Raw genomic sequence first — 18,712 nt, forward strand, 5'->3', positions numbered from 1 at the left:
AAAAAGCGCTTTTACGCGCTTTTTGTTTGTTATAAATAAGCTTAACAAGGTAAAATCCCCCCAATAATGTAATTTGATAGTAGAGCAGGCACATGGCAATTCAGTGGTATCCGGGACACATGCACAAAGCACGTAAAGAGATCGAAGAGGTTATGCCTCAGGTCGATTTAGTTATTGAAGTGCTCGATGCCCGTATCCCTTACAGCAGCGAAAACCCAGAGGTGCAAAAGCTTCGCGGCGATAAGCCTTGTATCAAACTACTGAACAAATCAGATTTGGCCGATCCAGAGACCACCCAAGCTTGGATTGAATACCTTGAACAAGAGCAGGGTGTAAAAGCCATGGCGATTACCACTTTGCAAGCAGCTCAAGTGAGAAAGATCCCTGATCTTTGTCGTAAATTTGTGCCAGGCAGAGACAAGCTCGAAAAAGATATTCGCACCATGATCATGGGGATCCCCAATGTCGGTAAATCCACCATCATCAACACCCTTGCAGGCCGTACAATTGCTAAAACAGGTAATGAACCTGCGGTAACTAAAATCCAACAACGCATTAATTTACGTAATGGTATCGTGCTGTCTGATACCCCCGGTATTTTGTGGCCAAAAGTCGACAATGAAAGAAGCAGTTACCGACTTGCCGTGACTGGCGCCATTAAAGATACCGCGATGGAATATGAAGATGTCGCTATGTTTGCCGCTGAGTATTTCCTCCTAGCCTACCCTGAAGCGATGAAAGAGCGTTATAAGCTAAAGGAATTGCCAAAAACTGACATCGAGTTACTTGAAGCTATTGGCCGTAAGCGTGGCGCATTGCGCCCAGGTGGTCGTATCGATTTGCACAAGGTATCTGAACTTCTTTTACATGAGTTCCGTTCAGGAAAAATTGGCCAGCTATCATTAGAGACACCTGCTATGGCAGAGATAGAAAAAGCAGAAGTGGCCAAAATACTTGCAGAGAAAGAAGCTAAAGAAGAGATCAAACGTGAACAAGAGCGATTAAAGCGTTCCGGCAAACGTTTTAACTAAACCACAAGAACCACAATAATAAAAAGCGCTTAATCGGCGCTTTTTTTTATGCATTGCTGTGACACAGCAGATCAAACTCCCACTCTAGATGTGACTATCCTAAATATGTTATATAGTCCCCTCACTGTCATCCTACCGCTATGCCTTTGTTCATTGCCTCCCCCAGCGCTTTACCTAATTGAGCATTACAATCATTTCGGATTAATCACAGTTCCTTGTATCGGTATATGACCGCCTCAGGTAGCAGCTGTACCAATAGTCACTGCTCCCAAATGGTATTAGTTGTCCTTTTCACAGTCTCATTCCTAGGGTTTACATGCTCTCAAAATCCTGTTCTTTTTTTCCTCGAATAGTGGATAAGCTGAAGTAGTTTGTAACACGCCTTGATGTCGTATGCGCCATCAGCAGAAACTCGTTAAGTCTGTCTTCTTCATGTAATGGCTTAAGTGATTAGGATTACACTTCATTGTCGGTAAAACTCGCCAGATAAACTTCCTGCCACCACAGCTCTGTGTAGCTTGTGCCACTGAGCCATTATTTTATATTAACAATTTTGGCTCGCTTACTAATACATACGATGTATTGCTAATGTAATCTAACATGTAAATTATTTGAATCACTCGCTCAGTTGATCTTTGCTTGAACTTGTCTGAGTAGAATCACCCCACCAGCAATGTCGTAAAGCTAATACCCAATACTATGAATAGTCAGTTACTGCGAAAAATACATATCTATCTATCACTTATTTGTTTCTCATTTCTATTCTTATTTTGCTTCACTGCCATCACTTTGAATCACCCAACAATGTTCTCAACTGAAGCGACTATTGAGCAGCAACACATCTCGGTTATTAGTGGTAAACCCGATGCCTTTATCACTGCTCTCGCCTTAAATGATATTCAACTATCAGACTCTCAGACCGCACAATTACTTGATAATAGCGAGTTGACAATAGCCACCGCAGGCAAGCGGATTGATCTTTACATCGATTATGAAAACAACCTAATAGAGTTAATCAATACTGATTTTGGGCTCATTGCCATGTTGAATGAGCTACACCAAAATCGACATACACCGGCTATGTGGACCCTTATTTCTGATGCCATAGCCGCTATCATCATGCTTATTTGTATCAGTGGCACTTGGTTAAGTTTAAAACATAAAGCGCAGCGGAAACGCTATCTGTATTTGCTAGCAGCAAGCGCTGTAGCCCTCATTACAATGGCCTAATGACAATGAAACTAACTGTAAAATGGCTAATCGCAACTTATTGCTTGATCTTATCGCCAGTGACGTTAGCGGTTGCAGCAAATGAAGCAAACAGTCATCTAGCCAGCAAGCCTGTTAACAATAGACTCGACAAAAGAATCCATAATAAACTAACAGTCAAAATCAATTTTATGCAGTTTGATACCCTAACCGAAAAACCTTACTTAGCACTTTGGTATAGCTTGCCGAACAAGCATTATACGCCGCTTAAGGTACTTAGAGCCGATAGTAAGTGGCTAAGAGATCTTAAATCCTTTTGGCGCTATATCGCTCGCTACCAGCGAGAAAGATTAGATGGCATAACCTCCGCGACAGTAAAATCTGGCAAGCACAGCTTTAGTTTCGCACTCCCTAAAACAACAAGGACTCAAACACATGGTTTTTGGGTAGAAGTGGCGAGAGAAAATGGTTCGAGAGAATTGCTTAAAATTAACATGCAGCCAGGTCAACAAACTCAAACCTGTATTGAAGGCACTAAAGAGATCAGTTTATTCTGCGTAGACTACCAATAAAGATCAAAGTTAACGGCTATTATTGCTTTCCTGTGTAGATACAAGCATTCAGTGATATTTGGTTCACTGTAGCGACCATAGAATTAACAAGGTAATTCACTCTATGGAATCAAAATGAAAAAAGTATTCGTTAACGCCCTCCTCATCGCAGGGGTCAGCACCACAGCTAATGCACATGAAGTATGGATAAATAGCGGCAGTTTTGAGCTCAATTCAGATCAGCAAACCGTATATAGCTTGGATGTAGCTCGATCAGCAGACGCATTTATTGCGGAAGCAAACCACAATGTAAAATACCTTAATGTTGTCTCACCAATCGGCAAAGCGCTAAAACTGAACGCGGTATTCAGTGGCACAAATAAAGAGGTCTTTGAACAGGATTTTTCGGAAAATGGCACCTATTTATTTAGAAGTCCAATGACGCAAGTATTCCTCACCTTTTACCGCGATTTATCAGGGAAAAAACACAAGGTCAATCTCCCTAAAAGCCGTTACAACGAATTGCCCGACAATGTCAAAGTTGAAAAAACGGTAGAAAAACAGATGATAACTGAAACATACATCAGCTATAACGGCTTTTCTGAACCTAATGTCTTACAGCAAGATGGCATCACTCTTACCAGCTCAACACATCCTAATATGTTTTCCGTCGGGGATAAAATAAGCTTTACTGCAACATTCCAAAATCAACCGCTGATCAATGCCGAATTTACGATTAAGAGCATGAATAGCATCTACAATAGCGAATTTGAGCAAATTGAAATCCTCACCGATGCTAATGGCCAAGTAGAGTTTACACCTACTAACACGGGTCGTTATGTCATTGCTGTTGAACATGGAATTGAGCTAAACAATGATAAGAATGCTGATCAACGTTCAATCGAACTGTTTAGAAGCTTCGACGTAGTACAGTAAGATCCCTGTGCAGCGACGTTTGCCGCTGCACTTTGTCAAGACACTTTAGCGAAATGCCTGCCTCATTTTCTATAGCGCCAACTTCCCGTGGCGCTTTACTTCATACTATACAAATCGTAAAAAGCCGCTGTTCATTAACTATATTCCCAACGAATCACCGTATAAACAGGTAAATTAGACCAGGGTAATAAAACCTTATTATTTTATCAAAGATAATGAACTTTGGTTCACAGTTGCAACACTATACTCACGCCCAAACCAATAATGATAACAATTATCATTTGTATTTAATGGGAAGAATCAACAGTGAAGTCACTCCACATATCTTACATTGCTAGCAGTATCGCCCTCGCTCTCTGGTGCCAAACAGCGCAAGCAGAAACCGGTAAAGAAAGTACCGAAACCGTCTACCGTCTTGATAACATTACCGTGACTAGCCAAACAGAAGAACAACAAGATCCGTTAAGCATGACTCAATCGGTTAATGCTATTTCAAGAGAGACAATACAAACATTAAGCCCGACAAATATTCCTAACGCACTCGAAATAATTCCAAATGTTGATATACAAGGCGGCCCTTCATCAACTAACCAAAACATCACAATCCGTGGTCTGCCTCAATCACATGCTTACATTGTTATTGATGGGATCTACCAAAGTAACTATGCCTCAAAGCGTGGCAGTTGGTACTTGAATCCAAACTTGGTTAACAACATACAGGTCACCGCAGGCCCCAGTTCAGGAGCGGCAGCGGGTAAAATAAGTATTAGCACCATTTCAGCACTGGATCTTCTGGATGAGAATGAAAAGTTTGGGGCAAAAATAGATTTAGGTTATCGCAGCAACAATACACAGCAAGATACTGGACTAACCTTATTTGGTAAGAATGGTGCTACCGATTACCTCCTATCCGGAAGCTATGTCGACAAAGACGCCTATGAAATAGGGGGTGGCGGCAGTTACTATAAAACGGCTGGCAGGCAGAAGAGTGGCTTATTTAAGTTGGGTCATCAGGTATCGTCCGATCAGCGTCTACAATTCACGCTAAATCTCGATGACAGCCACGGACATCAAGTACGTAATGACATTGGCTACCGAGATGTACAGTACACAGGAGCTTCGCTCATATGGGAAGACAGCGGACAAAATAATCCCTACCTCAACCTTACTTCGACTCTGTATTACAATGGTGTCGATTCCTATGGTGCAGAGCAAGGGCGTGCAGCAGAACAAATACAAGATATCAAAGATTCAAGCATTGGGTTTGTCGTCAGTAATGACAGCATCTTCAGCATTGCAACCGTGGATACACTATTGCATTACGGCCTATCTGGCCATTTCACCGATCATGATGGTGTTATCTATGATAAAGACTATGAAACGGGTGACATTACCGATGATAGCGCTACTGATGAAGCCACAACGACCAGTAGAAAATTAGCTGGTTGGCTAAACTACCAATTACCGATTACAGAGTCCCTCGAGTTAATCCCAGGTTTACGCTACGACCAGTTCTATATTGAATCAGCCAATGCGATAGACGCTAACGATCAGCCTCTTTTGCGCGATGGACGCACTGAAAGTCGTTTATCAAAATCAATTAACCTCAATTATTACTTAACGGATGATATCACCCTGTTTGTATCGTATGCAGAAGCACTTAACGCCCCCCAAAATGGAGAACTGTTTACCTCAGGGAGAGGCTTTAAGCCCAACCCCTACTTAAAATCTGAACGAGCAGACAATAAAGAAATTGGCGTTGTTTGGGATACCCAAGACCTTTTTAGTGAACAAGACAGTTTTACCACTCGAGTTAACATTTTCAGAAATGACATTAAAGATTATATAGGCACTGCCTATACCGACAACGAAAACTATCCAGACGGTGTAAAAGTCAATATCGGTGAAGCAAGACTAGAGGGGTTTGAGTTTGTCTCGAGCTACAGTCTCAATGATTGGAATATGAGCTTAAGCTATGGTCAGACACGCGGCACTGATATGACCACTGGCTGGTACTTAACTGATATTCCATCAAACAAGTTCAACTTAAATATTGATACCAGTATCAACGATAGCTTGGTTCTTGGTACACGAGCAACCTATGCGCTCACGCATAACAAAGTGCCGACTCAGCAATTGGGCGAAAATGGCGTAATAGAAGAGATCCCAGCTGCAGGCTTTGATGCTTGGTTCACCATGGACATATATGCCAGCTATACGCCGCTAAGCATTGATGGGCTTGTCGCTAAGCTGTCTGTAACTAATTTGTTTGATAAGGCTTATGCACATCAATTGGACTTTGAGCGTAATGGCGATGAAAAACCCGCTAATGAATACTATGAAGAAGGCCGCTCTATCAATTTACAGTTGAGTTACCAGTTCTAGCCTATCGCCCGCGGCATCGTATTTGCTGCGGGCATCAAATACAAACAAATCTCATTTACATTGACATTTCATTGACAAGCCAAATGTTATCTTGTGTTTCAATCGGAAAGCAAGCGGCTCTTTTCAAACTAAATACTACTCATTAAAGCTTGCCTAACAATCGATATACTGAATATGGAACCGTCATAAATGTTTGAAAAATCGCAGGTGTTACTCGTAGAAGATAATGATGAACTAGCAGGCTCTGTTGCAGATTATCTCAGTGTACTTGGCTATGGTGTTGATTTTGCTTTTAATGGTGCCGCTGGATTGCAGTTACTCGAAAGCAACCAATATGATATCGCTATCTTTGACGTTGCCATGCCAAAAATGAACGGTTTGCAGCTTTGCCACAAACTACGGCATGAACTGTTCAACTCTATTCCTGTGCTCTTTTTAACCGCTAGGGATACCCTTGAAGATAAAAAAGCAGGCTTTCAAGCTGGGGCGGATGATTACCTTGTAAAGCCCTTTGCACTAGAGGAATTGCACCTACGGTTGCAAGCTCTACTTTCCAGAGGACCAAGGCGTGACATAGGGATCCAAAAGATTGCAGGCCTGACGATAGATCATAACCAATCCTTAGTGAGTTACGACGGAAAGCAAGTGCGTTTATTAAGCTTACAGATGCATATCTTAACCATATTACTAAAACACTACCCCAACGTTGTTTCAAGACAAATGCTTGAACAAGCCATTTGGGATGGAATGCCACCAGAAAGCAATCCTCTACGCACTCATATCTACCGTTTACGAGCAACCTTAGAGGTCGCATTTGAAAAAACGGTTATCCGCACTGTTTATGCTAAGGGATACCAGATTGTTTAAAGTCGACAAGTTTAACCATGTATTGACTGCTACTTTCTTGATGTATACCAGTATCTTGTGCGCAGTTTATGCTTATTTACTTTTTCATGCGGTACATGAAATCGAAAATCAGGCTGCACAGATCTACCTGCAAAATGCCCAAGTGGATGTTCTAAAAGAACTCAACACAATTGAATTACAACGTCAATCCGCCACCACGGTTCCTCAACACTTAACCATGTTACCAAAGGACTTAAGCCGTGTGTCTGACGCCGATATCATTAACGTGTTAATAAAACACTTTAAGCAAAGTCGTCCACTATTGAATATTTACAGCTCGATAACGGCTAATGTTCCAGCCTATTTAGCTCCACTCTCGGTGGGGTTTCATGAGTACAAATCCGAAGATGCTCAAATTTTAGTATCAAGATTACCTGAACACAATATCACCCTCTATTTGGTTTATGACGAAACCAATGCCTCTAGGCTAGACGAAAACACACCAAATTTAATTGTCGGACTCACCTCGGTAGCGTTACTCATTTGCTTCATCGGTATTATGGTTTCCATTGCTCTGAGTCGAAAAATAGCCGAGCCACTCAAGCGGCTAGCACAAGAGGTGAGTAAACCCGCGCCACTATTACCGCTTATCGGCCATAACCGCGCTGACGAAATAGGAACCCTCAGCCGTAGTTTTACAGCCTCAATTGAACGGGCAAAACAATTTCTATATCGAGAAAAACAGTTTTCGCGTCATGTTAGTCACGAACTGCGTACACCGCTAAGCATAATAGGCAATTGCGTGAGCTTATTAAAACTTGAACGTGCCACTGAAGATGCCAAAGCTACAGCGTTAACCCGCATAGATAGAGCAACAGCCAATATGGTTCAATTAATTGAGACATTCCTGTTACTCGGGCGTGAACAACAAAGTGGCATCATCAGCCCAATTAACTTACGCCAAGCCATATTTGCCGAGTTAGACAAAATCGACTCCTCAAATACGAGCACCTCGACACTGCCGAAGATCCTTATCTGTCACGACGGCATAATCCAATCGGACGCAGCACTGTTAGGCATACTGCTCAACAACCTACTCCGTAATGCCCTCGCCTCATCTAATAGTCTGGTGCGGATAACGCTCAGTGACGAGCAACTGCTTATTGATAATGACATTGTTAAAGACCATAACGTTGCCCAGGCAGGTTTTGGTTATGGCACTGAGATCATCAATAGAATTGCCGAGTGTTTACGTTGCCAACTAACAATAAGTAAGAGTGCAGATAGATATAAAGTCACCGTCAATTTCAATCACTAATCCATTACTTAACGTAACGACACACCCTATTTATCTATCATAAACATCAGAAGGATACACAGTGAACTCTCCCGATTGGCTAATTCAAGGTGGTTGGTGCCTATGGCTGCTTATCGTTTTGTCGGTGACCTCATTGAGCCTAATTATCTATAAATTGATTAGTTTTGCGAAACTTGGGCTTAATCAAAAAAACGAATATAAATTTTGGCTTGATTCGATGCCAACCATCGATAAATTTTTGTTTACTGGCAAACATATTCGCCTACATCACCCTGCTACAAGGTTAATACAGTTTTGTGTTGCCATCTTACCTAATACCATTGAGAAGCAAGTATTCGAAGACAAAGTCACCATTAAAGCAGAACAAGAGATAGTGCAACTTAAACAGGGTATGCGCGCCCTTGAGGTTATCTCAGCGCTTGCTCCTCTTATCGGTTTGCTCGGCACAGTACTGGGGATGATTGATGCATTCCAAAATCTGCAGCAAGCGGGCACCAAAGTTGACCCTGCTATGCTGTCAGGTGGAATATCACAAGCATTATTGACCACAGCAGCTGGGTTGATTGTCGCCATACCTACGACTGCCGCTTGGCACTTTTTTGACAACCTTATTACTCAACATAATGCCGCTATTGAGCACCTACTAACCGAATATTTATCGCTGCCATCGACCAGAAAGTTCGGCTCATGAAATTAAAATCAGCAAATAAAACTCGGCCTCAAATAAGCTTAACCCCGTTAATTGATGTGGTGTTTATCTTGCTGATATTTTTTATGTTAGTAACCAAAATGACGACTTATCAATCGTTAGCACTATATCTGTCTCAAATGAATGACCAAACCAGTGCCTTAAAGCCAAAGAAAGAGATTGAAATAACGTTAGTGACCACGGGTAAGCTTATGTATCAACAGCGGGATTACAGCTTGCTTAGCTTTAGCCAATCGGTCCCTGCCAACACAATTAGTAAGCTCAACATTAATATTGAGTTTAATGTTACCGCGCAGCAGTTCGTAGCCGTAAAAGAGACATTATTAAGTTACGGTTATACCGATATCGAAGAGTGGGTTATGGCGAGTCAAAATGAACATTGAAACCAGTACCCGTCCGGTGATTGAACCCATGTTATCGCTGATTAATGTGGTGTTTTTATTACTTATATTTTTTTTAGTCGTTGGCCATATTACGACAGAACAACAAACCGAGCTGCAGATACTGACAACACAGCAGCACTATGTCGCAGTCACTGAGCCTAATGAAAACTGGCTTTACGTTACTCAATCAGGTGACTGTTTTTACCATCAAAAATTGTTATCACTGGAGCAATTTCAACGGGTGTTTACCGCTAAACAAAGTCTATATATTGCTGTTGATACTTCTCTCGTAATGGGGGATTTACAACAGGTTATTTCAACCCTAAGGCAACTCGATATAACCGACATATCTCTGATCACCCGTTTAGAAGAAAGCCACAGCAAATGAAACCTTCAATGACAACATTAGTCGCCCTAACGATAGCATTAGCCATTCATGCGCTGACATTTTTGCAATTGATTTGTCAGCCACATGTCGCTCATTCCGCTAGCCAACCCGCGTCATTCTCGGTGACAAAAATGTCTTTTGCTCGTCAGCAGCAATCGACAGCGACTGATGCACATAAAAGCCAGCCCCGATTACAACCCAGTGAAACAACGGCCGAAATAATAACGCCAAATAAAGCATCCGTGACACGAAATCTTGCTAATGAAAAACAACATACCAAAGTGCAATATGAAATCCCCCCAAAAACACAGCAGACTAAAGTGATACCATTAGCAGTAACAGAAAACGCCTCAGTCAACAGCAAGCAACTGACAGAACATACCCTAGCGACTGAAACCACAAATACTGAAACACAGAATACTGGAACAATCATTACGCCAACAGCAAACACTCCAACATCAGCGCTAAGCAATAATTCTGCCGTATTATCAACCTCAGGAGGTAAGACTTCAACGGAGGTAAGTCGTCAAGCCAACTCGCCAAATAACCTCGTTATTGACCCCATTGAGCGCAAGACCAATCAATATATTAACTTTATTAGGTCTGAGATCCTAAAACATAAACATTACCCTAAACAGGCAAAATTAAGACGTCACCAAGGCAGCATTACCGTAGCTTTTACATTAACCGCCGAAGGAGACATTAAGAATATACAACTACTGCAGAAATCATCGAGTAAATACCTCAACAAGAGCGTTCGTAAACTACTGCGCCGCATTCAACTACCGGCAGCAGAGCAACAAATCAGACAGGTCTTTCCGAAACAGATCAGCCTAACGTTGGAATTTACCTTAAACACGTTAAACAGCTAACTCAATGTGATGTGTGAACCTATAAGTAAACTCTTGCTAGCAATAAGACCACAGTCCATTTTAATGGCGATATTTGGTCGCTAGTACCCTAGTTTGACATTCCCTTCACAGCAACTTAGTTAGCTTACTTCCTATTAAGAATAATCATCCCAGATACATCATTGTGTCACTGCAAGCATGTGCAATTAACCTAGGTAATAAAATGACCTCCCCAGATGAAAGACATAGTCTTAATAGATTGTATTTAGCAAAATTTAAAAAGTACCAACCACTCGTCTTGGTTCTTGTGGCGCTTATTGTCACTTATATTATACAAATCACCGCTCCATCTGCTGCAGTAAAACCTGACAGCAAACCCGTGATCAACGTCAACGTCATTGACGTAAGACAGCAAATATTCACCCCTAGCTATAGCGCTTACGGCACCGTCATCGCAAAAAGCAGCTTACGTTTAATAGCGCAAGTAGAGGGGCGACTCCACTATCTGGCCGACAATGTGATTGCTGGTGGTGTACTCAATATAGATGATGATATTTTCCAACAAGACCCAGCGGATCTATCTGCATTACTGGCGCAGCGTCAAGCTGAGGTTGAAATTGCCAGTGCGCAACTTTCATTAGAATTAGGTCAACAACGTATCGCGGAAAAAGACTACAAAATGATGCAAAACGACTTTAATGAAAATGAATGGCAATTGGATCTCGAACTCCTGCTTAGAAAACCACAATTAGCCCAAGCACGGGCCCAACTCAGTATCGCTCGTAATGCACTCACCATTGCAGAAAGAGATCTTGAACGCAGCCAGTGGCGTAGCGATAAACGCTATTTTGTTGAATCTAAGAGTGTTTCACAAGGTGACTATTTAGTGAAAGGGGATGAGATTGCCAAGCTGGTAGACATCACCGAACTAAGAGTTCCAATTTACTTGCCGAGAGAACTTGCCGCAAAAGTCACCATAGGCCAAGTCGTATCACTCTATCAACCCGATACTCAACGTACTGTCACCGCAAAAATAAGCCATATATTACCTATACTTGAGAATAAAGTTCAGCTGCAAAAAGTGTTCGCAGAGTATCAACCTGCGACTAATGATCTTAGCCCACTTATTATTGGTGACTTTGTCGAGGCGACGCTACTATTCGCCCCCATCAAGAACACATTAAATGTGCCTCTATCAGCCATTGATGATAATTACATATGGTTAGTCACAGCCAACAGTACTCTCAAGCGAGAACCCGTTACCATCGTATATCAAGATAAAACCAGCGCAGTGATTATTAATACCCTCAGTGAAAGCGAGCAGATTATCAGCAATAAAATGCATGCTCCACAAGCCCATCTCAGCGTTAACATTGTGGAGCGATTCTAATGATCAAACCACACTCTACTCAGCCTGTTCCACTTTCAGAAAAACCGACGTCATTAGTCAATCAACTCATAAGTTGGATGATTGACAATCCCGTAGCCGTTAACTTGCTTACCGTGGCGATCCTCGCGTTGGGGATCTACAATTATGCGGATATTAGGCAGGAAACATCACCGTCATTTAGCGTCGATGAAATCGAGATTAGCGCAAGTTTCCCCGGCGCAACACCTAAAGAGATAGAGCAAGGTATTGTGCTACCCATCGAGCACAGTCTAAGAGAGAACACCCAAATAGATCGACTCTCTGCAACCGCCATGGAGGGAGAAGCCACAATAGTGCTAACACTCAATGATGGTGTCGATGCCAATAGCGTGATGGCTGATATTAAAAATGACCTTGATGCCATAAACAGCTTTCCGGCAAGTATGGAACCTCTACAAATTGCCTTAGTTGAAGAACTTGACTCTTTAGTCGAGTTTGGCCTTTACGGCGACCTTTCAGAAATTGAGTTAAGGCGGCAAGCGATAATACTCAAAAATGCACTATTAGAGCAGTTTGATATTGCAAAGATTGAAATTGAAGGTGTTAGAGAGCCTGAGGTGATTATTGAGATCACCCAAGATAAGCTTTACCAATATCAGCTGACTTTAGCTGACATTACTGAAAAAGTGGCGGCGGAGGTCAGCGATGTCTCTGCGGGGAGTATTAGTACTAACGCAGGCGATATACTGATCCGTACTCTTGGCCGCAAAGATCAGCTTAACCAATTTAAGCAAATCAATATTAAATCTCAAATTGATGGTGCAGAGGTCAGTCTCGGTCAAATAGCCGATGTCAGTTTTGGCTATTCTCAGCTGGAAGCCCCCTTTTTAATCAACGGTAAACAGGGAGTTATGCTGGTTATTTATCAAAGTAAAACGGCCAAACCACTACAGCTCAGTGCCAATATCCAAGATTTCGTCCTTCAATACCAACAAACACTCGCTATCAATGCAAACATAACGGTACTTGATGACCAAGCCCACTCATTTCAAACCCGTATAGATCTGTTATTAGGCAATGGATTAATCGGTATGGTGCTAGTGATTATCGCCTTGTCGCTATTTCTCGATATGCGCTTAGCTTTTTGGGTATGCATGGGGATCCCCATCGCAATTGTCGGCTCACTCGCTTTTATGCCCATACTTAATATTCCGCTTAATATGGTCACGTTATTTGCGTTTATTATCACCCTAGGGATCTTGGTTGATGACGCGGTCATTGTGGCAGAGAATATCTACCAAAAGGTTCAACAAGGCTGCGAAATGGAAACCGCACTTAAACAAGGCGTCACAGAAATGAGCTTGCCGGTATGTTTTTCGGTCGCCACTAACATCATCGCCTTTGTTCCACTATTGTTTGTACCTGGCGAGCTTGGTGTTATGTACAAACCAATGACAATGCTGATTTTTGCCATTTTTATTGTCTCTTTAATTGAGGCACTATTGATATTACCTCATCACCTAAAGCAGCTTAACAAACCCAAAAAACAGAACTTGTTCAGTAAAATCCAACATAAAAGCTTTACTGCATTTGAAACCCTAAGAGATGTTCATTTTAATAAAGTACTTCGTTTGGGCTTACGCCAGCCTCTAACTATTATCGTTCTGTTTATCTCTATCACTTTAGTAACCTTTAGTTGGGTTAAGTCGGGTCGAGTTGACGCTGGTTTTGTACCCAAGGTTGAATCACAACGTATTGATGCCGAGGTTGAATTTCCAGCAGGCTCAGCACTTACTGACAAAAAGCAAACCATGGCGTTGATACAAGCAGCAGGTATACGGGCTTTCGAACGCCTAGATGCGCCAGATAGCTATAAACACATTATGGTGGCGATTCGTGCTAATTCGGCAGCAACAACCTTTCAGATTGTTGATGATACCGAACGTGCTTATACCGCAAGAGAACTTGTTGATACTTGGCGCAGCGAAATTGGCGAATTGGCAGGGGTGAAATCACTGTTTTTCGATTTTGAAGTTGGCCCCGGTGGTGGAAAAGAGCTATCGATAGAGCTAGGTGCGAGTGACAGCGAAGTATTAAAGCAAGCCACTTATGATCTAATGTCTCAATTGAGACAAATCGAAGGCGTAACCGATATTGATAGTGGCCTTATCGATGCACAGCGTGAATATACCTTAAGCATCAATGCGCGAGGCAGCATGTTAGGTTTTGACAGTGATAGTTTAGGGGCTTTAGTTCGTAATAGCTTTTATGGCGATGAAGTTAAACGTCAGATCCTAAACAGCGAAGAGCTCAAAATTCGAGTGATGCGCCACCGAAATGAACAGTTCAAAGCCAATCAGTTGGGAGAGTTGCTTATTGTCTCCCCTACGGGAGAGCAAGTCTTACTAAAACAGATAGCCAATATCACGCCGATTTTATCAGCAACACAAATCGACCGAGTAGACGGTATAGAACAGATTGAAGTCAGTGCCAGTTTTATTCGAAGTATCGCCAATGTTGCTCTAATAACATCAACGATTGCAGAATCAATCATTCCCAACCTAATAAAAAAATATCCACATATTGAGATAGAGTTAGGCGGCAGTGCTCGTACTGAAAGAAAGGTTAGTGCCCAACTAATGACCGGGGTATTGCTAGCATTGTTTATCGTCTTTTCATTCTTAGCTATCTATTTCAAGAATATTATTGATGCGATATTAATCATGAGTGTGATCCCGCTTTGCTTAGCCGCTGCGATGCTTGGCCACATTATTTTAGCCCAAAGCTTTAGCGTGATGAGCCTGTTTGGCATAATAGCGTTATCGGGATTGGTGCTTAATGGCTCATTTGTGCTCTTATTAGAGATAAAGCAGCACTTACGCCAAGGTCTTGATATTGAAACGGCAATAATTAACAGCAGCTTAGGCCGCTTTAGGCCTGTAGTTATCACCGCCATGACCACCACTGTAGGCTTGGCGCCCTTGTTATTTGAAACATCAACTCAAGCGCTATATCTTATCCCAATGGTGATCAGTTTAAGCTTCGGTACATTCTTCTCAATCGCTACTATTTTGATTTTTGCACCCGCTGTTTTTTTGCTTAGCGAGCGTTGGCATCACCATAGAGCTCAGCAAAGAAGTGCGCTTGAACTTAATTCATCAGCTAACAACAAAGCCACCGAAACTTAGGCTTAGAATATAAGCAAACAACTTGACTGTAGAGTCCTAACAATCATTATGTGAGCCGAAGTGCTATACCCATTCCATAATGGCTACTTTGGCTCGCTATTGTGTCATCAATGGTATTTTTGCTGATGAATGCAACTGTTACGGCGCGCTTAAAAGGTCGGGTGCGGTAGACTTTGCTCCCCCGAATCTCACACCTTGGTAGACATACCATGCTCTAAATGCTGACATGCCATCTTGCAAACACACCTCTTTAAGGATCTCATCAACCCGTTTTCTATCCGACGGTGGTAATACTTGCTCCCTCATAAGCTGATATAACGCATCATGAATTAAGGAGCCTTGCATAAAGTTTTTGCTGTCTATTGCCGGGCTACTTGGCCCATCCCATGCGTAACCTGGCTTTATAATTAAGCGACCGGTGGCGTTGATCTCAAGAAAAAGACTGGCAATCGGCACCTTAACAGACAGACCTGTCTCATAGATTAATTCTGAATGTAGGTTGTATTTGTATTTCCTACGCTGCTTACATTTAATCAATGCCCTCTCCCAAGTATGCACTTCGCTGTCAATAACACTGCTAGTTAAGGTTTTGCCAGTAAGAGATATAAATCTTAGTGCGGATAACATACTGAAATAACAGTAAGAAAGAAATAGCCTTGCAGGTAACGAAAAGGTGAAACAGTGAATTAAAATGGATCTCTAACTCGTAAAAAGCTCGCAAATCTAGGGGTGCCTTTTTGTGTTTTACCGTAGTATTTAAACGTTATAACGCTACCCACCTTTGGTGGGTTGCGGCGCTCTTCATCAGTAAAACCGCTGCCAATACTAAATCGTTTTCCCTGCATACTTTCAACCAATAATGCCCCCATCATGCCAGTGTATTTACCCTTTCCTTGCTGATGCGCTAAAACAACAGCTTCTGCGTCGTAAACAGGTTTTAATTTAACAATGTCATTACTGCGCCCAATTTGGTAATGCGCCGTTTTTCGATGCAGCATCAAACCTTCACCATTTGCCTCAACGATGACATTAAGCCTTGCGTCTAATTCAGCTTGGTCACCAATCGAGAACTGCTCAATAACGTTAATGTAGGGACTAATCTGTGATAAATCAGCCAGTGCTTTTTCATATCGTTCAATAAAAGGCGTACTTTCAGCTGGCAGGTCAAAAACCATAAAGCTCACTTGCAGCCACTCTGCTTTACTTGCGTTATTTTTGCGGACAATAGCCGAAACCTGTTCGAAATGATTACGATCAATCCATAGCTCGCCGTCAATGGGGTAGTTTGGGAAACCTTCAACAAACCAATTGGGTACATTGATGACTCTGCCTGAGCGAGACAACATATCGGAGCCATTCCAATAGCCCCTTACCCCATCAAGTTTTTCACTTATTAAGTAATCAGACAATTTAGTGATGCGCTGCTGTTTATATTCTTTTGCTAGTTGAATAGGCGGTTTAGCCATTTCTGCTGCGGTTAACTCCGCAGTCACAACAAAGAAAAACGCCAATCCCCCGCAACAAAGACCTACGAAAGAATTGAGTTCTGAACTTAGCCAAGAGATTTTTGTCATAAACAACTCGCATTACTAAATAAGCACCGCGCTCATTCTCTTATAAAAAGCCTAGTCCCATAAAAGAGATATTCCATCAGCAAAATGGCTGAATTATCGCTGGGCTCTTTTGCATTAACACACCATTTTAACGTGTTATACTGAGCCGCTATTTTTGGGATCGATTCAAATTAAAAATAACCGCACACAGATGGAAACATATGAAACCTGCAAATAATCATGGTATTAAGCGCGTAATTAGAGCGACTGGATTTTCGATGCAAGGCCTTAAGCTTGCGTGGAAACACGAAGCTGCATTCAGACAAGAATTGATGCTCGCAGTCATTATGTTACCTATAGCGCTATTGGTCGATGTTACAACCGTAGAGCGTATTTTACTGATCTTAGGTTTGTTTTTCGTGCTAATTGTTGAGCTATTAAATTCAGCAATTGAAGCTGTCGTGGACAGAATTAGTGACGAAATCCATCCACTAAGTGGTCAAGCTAAAGATATTGCATCGGCAGCCGTATTCATGAGTTTGGCTTTTTGTGGCTTGAGCTGGGCACTGATCTTATTACCTAAATTTATATAACGATCCTTGCTCCTTCCTGCTAAAACATGCTCTTTCTGTTAACGACATCACGCTAGCGAAAGAGCATCTTGCGACATAGAGATTAATATAACCCCCAATAACACGCCCACCGCTGGCAAAATCCCATCCGAGTTATGTCACGTTTAGTACGTTTTCTGTCATTTCCTCCACAAAACACGCCAAAAGTAGTTAAAAAAGCGGTTTACCTGCAATAGATCAAACAAATCATACATACCTTGAAACATTCTATTCACATTTCAACATATGCTGTTATGCTGTTTCTGATATATCAAAGCTCTTGACTCGATTCAATTGCTGCAAAATAAAAACTATAAAAAATTGCGGAGTTACTTTTAATGTCTAAAAGTGTCACATTTATCACAGCCACACTATTGGCCTTGATGACAAGCTATGGGGTCAAAGCCGAGAATAATACTATTATTCGTATCGGAGGCTTCTATGCTAATACTGATTCAAGTATTGATGTAAACGATCCGCTTCTTGGTAATAATTTCACCTTGGATTTTGAACAAGACTTAAAGCTTGAAGAGTCCCAATTTCTGCCTTTCTTTGAATTTACCTATCGCTTTAATGAAAGACATAATTTATACGTTGACTGGAAACAACTTCATCGTAACGCACTAGTAAAATCGGTCGAAAAGCCATTTCAGTTTACTTGGGACGATAAGACTTATGATGTTAAGTCCGGTATATCATTAGATACCACCCTCAATATCGATATCGCACGTATTGGCTACGGATACGATATTTGGCAAGGGGATCATTATGATATTGGCGTTTCGGTTGGCATACATGCCATGTTCATTAAAACTGCATTTAAAGGTGATATCGGGATCTGTGACGTCGATACAGAAACTCGTTGCCCTGACACAATTACTATCCCTAAAGTTGTCGATGATAAGCTGACAGCACCTTTGCCTGATATCGGTGTCTATGGTAGTTATGAACTTTATCCAGGATTTACATTCAGTGGACATGCACAATACTTCTATATCAAGCTAGATGATTTAAAAGGCGGTTTAGTTGATATTAGACTCGGTGTTGAAGCAGCTATTACGGATAACTGGCACATGACCGCAGCATTTAACTATTACGAAGTGGATGTGGAATATAGCTCTAATTTAAAAAATACCGATATGAAAATTGCTGATTACAATATTTACTACAGTTTCACGGGTCCAATGCTATCGGTGAGCTATCAGTTCTAACACTCACTAAACTCTGTTTATAGCTATCGCTCTGATACTCATAAAAAAGACACCTTGCGGTGTAATGCCGATCAGTTAGTCAATATTTGATCGGTTGACCGATCTTCTCAGCATGCGAAAATCCGAATGTATTCCTTACATTCGGATTTTTTATGGACGTATCTCAAGCACTC

At 41.7% G+C, this 18,712-nt stretch carries 17 protein-coding genes; 15 read left to right on the forward strand and 2 right to left on the reverse strand.

Annotation, left to right across the window (positions count from 1 at the left end; translation table 11 throughout):
• Positions 1-92: 92 nt before the first annotated feature.
• The 13 genes from ylqF (at position 93) to L2729_RS08690 (ending at position 15,164) form a co-directional block, all read left to right on the forward strand.
• Positions 93-1,031, forward strand: coding sequence for a ribosome biogenesis GTPase YlqF (gene ylqF, locus L2729_RS08630; RefSeq protein WP_248987909.1), 939 nt, complete (start codon positions 93-95; stop codon positions 1,029-1,031).
• 804 nt (positions 1,032-1,835) lie between these two features.
• Positions 1,836-2,261 (forward strand): PepSY-associated TM helix domain-containing protein, encoded by a 426-nt coding sequence (locus L2729_RS08635; protein ID WP_487250771.1) that lies wholly within the window; start codon positions 1,836-1,838, stop codon positions 2,259-2,261.
• A gap of 5 nt (positions 2,262-2,266) precedes the next feature.
• Positions 2,267-2,812: a DUF2271 domain-containing protein gene (locus tag L2729_RS08640; protein ID WP_248987911.1), complete on the forward strand. Its 546-nt coding sequence runs from the start codon at positions 2,267-2,269 to the stop codon at positions 2,810-2,812.
• Between the two features lie 114 nt (positions 2,813-2,926).
• Positions 2,927-3,727: a DUF4198 domain-containing protein gene (locus L2729_RS08645; RefSeq protein ID WP_248987912.1), complete on the forward strand. Its 801-nt coding sequence runs from the start codon at positions 2,927-2,929 to the stop codon at positions 3,725-3,727.
• Between the two features lie 306 nt (positions 3,728-4,033).
• Complete coding sequence (locus tag L2729_RS08650; RefSeq protein WP_248987913.1) at positions 4,034-6,112, forward strand: TonB-dependent receptor domain-containing protein; 2,079 nt, start codon at positions 4,034-4,036, stop codon at positions 6,110-6,112.
• Positions 6,113-6,301: 189 nt separating this feature from the next.
• Positions 6,302-6,979 carry a response regulator transcription factor gene (locus L2729_RS08655; protein WP_248987914.1) on the forward strand — a complete coding sequence of 226 codons (678 nt, stop codon included), beginning with the start codon at positions 6,302-6,304 and terminating at the stop codon, positions 6,977-6,979.
• Positions 6,972-8,276 (forward strand): ATP-binding protein, encoded by a 1,305-nt coding sequence (locus tag L2729_RS08660; protein ID WP_248987915.1) that lies wholly within the window; start codon positions 6,972-6,974, stop codon positions 8,274-8,276. Before L2729_RS08655 ends, L2729_RS08660 begins: the two co-directional genes overlap by 8 nt.
• A gap of 61 nt (positions 8,277-8,337) precedes the next feature.
• Positions 8,338-8,967, forward strand: a complete 630-nt coding sequence (locus L2729_RS08665; protein WP_248987916.1) for a MotA/TolQ/ExbB proton channel family protein — start codon at positions 8,338-8,340, stop codon at positions 8,965-8,967.
• Positions 8,964-9,368: an ExbD/TolR family protein gene (locus tag L2729_RS08670; RefSeq protein ID WP_248987917.1), complete on the forward strand. Its 405-nt coding sequence runs from the start codon at positions 8,964-8,966 to the stop codon at positions 9,366-9,368. Before L2729_RS08665 ends, L2729_RS08670 begins: the two co-directional genes overlap by 4 nt.
• A complete protein-coding gene (locus L2729_RS08675; protein ID WP_248987918.1) occupies positions 9,358-9,756 on the forward strand; it encodes an ExbD/TolR family protein in 399 nt (132 codons plus the stop codon). Before L2729_RS08670 ends, L2729_RS08675 begins: the two co-directional genes overlap by 11 nt.
• 8 nt (positions 9,757-9,764) lie before the next feature.
• A complete protein-coding gene (locus tag L2729_RS08680) occupies positions 9,765-10,628 on the forward strand; it encodes an energy transducer TonB (RefSeq protein WP_248987919.1) in 864 nt (287 codons plus the stop codon).
• Positions 10,629-10,830: 202 nt separating this feature from the next.
• Positions 10,831-11,997 carry an efflux RND transporter periplasmic adaptor subunit gene (locus tag L2729_RS08685; protein ID WP_248987920.1) on the forward strand — a complete coding sequence of 389 codons (1,167 nt, stop codon included), beginning with the start codon at positions 10,831-10,833 and terminating at the stop codon, positions 11,995-11,997.
• A complete protein-coding gene (locus L2729_RS08690; protein WP_248987921.1) occupies positions 11,997-15,164 on the forward strand; it encodes an efflux RND transporter permease subunit in 3,168 nt (1,055 codons plus the stop codon). Before L2729_RS08685 ends, L2729_RS08690 begins: the two co-directional genes overlap by 1 nt.
• Before the next feature lie 138 nt (positions 15,165-15,302).
• Here the strand turns inward: L2729_RS08690 and L2729_RS08695 are convergent, their stop codons facing one another.
• Positions 15,303-15,701 carry a DUF1353 domain-containing protein gene (locus L2729_RS08695; protein ID WP_248987922.1) on the reverse strand — a complete coding sequence of 133 codons (399 nt, stop codon included), beginning with the start codon at positions 15,699-15,701 and terminating at the stop codon, positions 15,303-15,305.
• 149 nt (positions 15,702-15,850) lie between these two features.
• Entirely contained in the window at positions 15,851-16,738 is an 888-nt protein-coding gene (locus L2729_RS08700; RefSeq protein ID WP_248987923.1) for a DNA ligase, read from the reverse strand.
• 200 nt (positions 16,739-16,938) lie between these two features.
• On the opposite strand from L2729_RS08700, the gene L2729_RS08705 reads away from it, so the two are divergent.
• Both L2729_RS08705 and L2729_RS08710 read left to right on the forward strand, forming a co-directional pair.
• The gene (locus tag L2729_RS08705; RefSeq protein ID WP_248987924.1) at positions 16,939-17,310 is read left to right on the forward strand and encodes a diacylglycerol kinase; all 372 of its coding nucleotides are present in this window, start codon (positions 16,939-16,941) and stop codon (positions 17,308-17,310) included.
• Positions 17,311-17,666: 356 nt separating this feature from the next.
• Positions 17,667-18,539, forward strand: a complete 873-nt coding sequence (locus tag L2729_RS08710; protein WP_248987925.1) for a hypothetical protein — start codon at positions 17,667-17,669, stop codon at positions 18,537-18,539.
• The last annotated feature ends 173 nt before the right edge of the window (positions 18,540-18,712 follow it).

The sequence above is a fragment of the Shewanella gelidimarina genome (genome assembly GCF_023283945.1).
Classification (GTDB): domain Bacteria; phylum Pseudomonadota; class Gammaproteobacteria; order Enterobacterales; family Shewanellaceae; genus Shewanella; species Shewanella gelidimarina.

What these genes read in the sequence shown, in the direction of transcription:
- ylqF (WP_248987909.1), top strand. Translation starts at nt 93, where the DNA reads ATGGCAATTCAGTGGTATCCGGGACACATGCACAAAGCACGTAAAGAG.
- L2729_RS08635 (WP_487250771.1), top strand. Translation starts at nt 1,836, where the DNA reads ATGTTCTCAACTGAAGCGACTATTGAGCAGCAACACATCTCGGTTATT.
- L2729_RS08640 (WP_248987911.1), top strand. Translation starts at nt 2,267, where the DNA reads ATGAAACTAACTGTAAAATGGCTAATCGCAACTTATTGCTTGATCTTA.
- L2729_RS08645 (WP_248987912.1), top strand. Translation starts at nt 2,927, where the DNA reads ATGAAAAAAGTATTCGTTAACGCCCTCCTCATCGCAGGGGTCAGCACC.
- L2729_RS08655 (WP_248987914.1), top strand. Translation starts at nt 6,302, where the DNA reads ATGTTTGAAAAATCGCAGGTGTTACTCGTAGAAGATAATGATGAACTA.
- L2729_RS08670 (WP_248987917.1), top strand. Translation starts at nt 8,964, where the DNA reads ATGAAATTAAAATCAGCAAATAAAACTCGGCCTCAAATAAGCTTAACC.
- L2729_RS08675 (WP_248987918.1), top strand. Translation starts at nt 9,358, where the DNA reads ATGAACATTGAAACCAGTACCCGTCCGGTGATTGAACCCATGTTATCG.
- L2729_RS08680 (WP_248987919.1), top strand. Translation starts at nt 9,765, where the DNA reads ATGACAACATTAGTCGCCCTAACGATAGCATTAGCCATTCATGCGCTG.
- L2729_RS08685 (WP_248987920.1), top strand. Translation starts at nt 10,831, where the DNA reads ATGACCTCCCCAGATGAAAGACATAGTCTTAATAGATTGTATTTAGCA.
- L2729_RS08690 (WP_248987921.1), top strand. Translation starts at nt 11,997, where the DNA reads ATGATCAAACCACACTCTACTCAGCCTGTTCCACTTTCAGAAAAACCG.
- L2729_RS08700 (WP_248987923.1), bottom strand. Translation starts at nt 16,738, where the DNA reads ATGACAAAAATCTCTTGGCTAAGTTCAGAACTCAATTCTTTCGTAGGT.
- L2729_RS08705 (WP_248987924.1), top strand. Translation starts at nt 16,939, where the DNA reads ATGAAACCTGCAAATAATCATGGTATTAAGCGCGTAATTAGAGCGACT.
- L2729_RS08710 (WP_248987925.1), top strand. Translation starts at nt 17,667, where the DNA reads ATGTCTAAAAGTGTCACATTTATCACAGCCACACTATTGGCCTTGATG.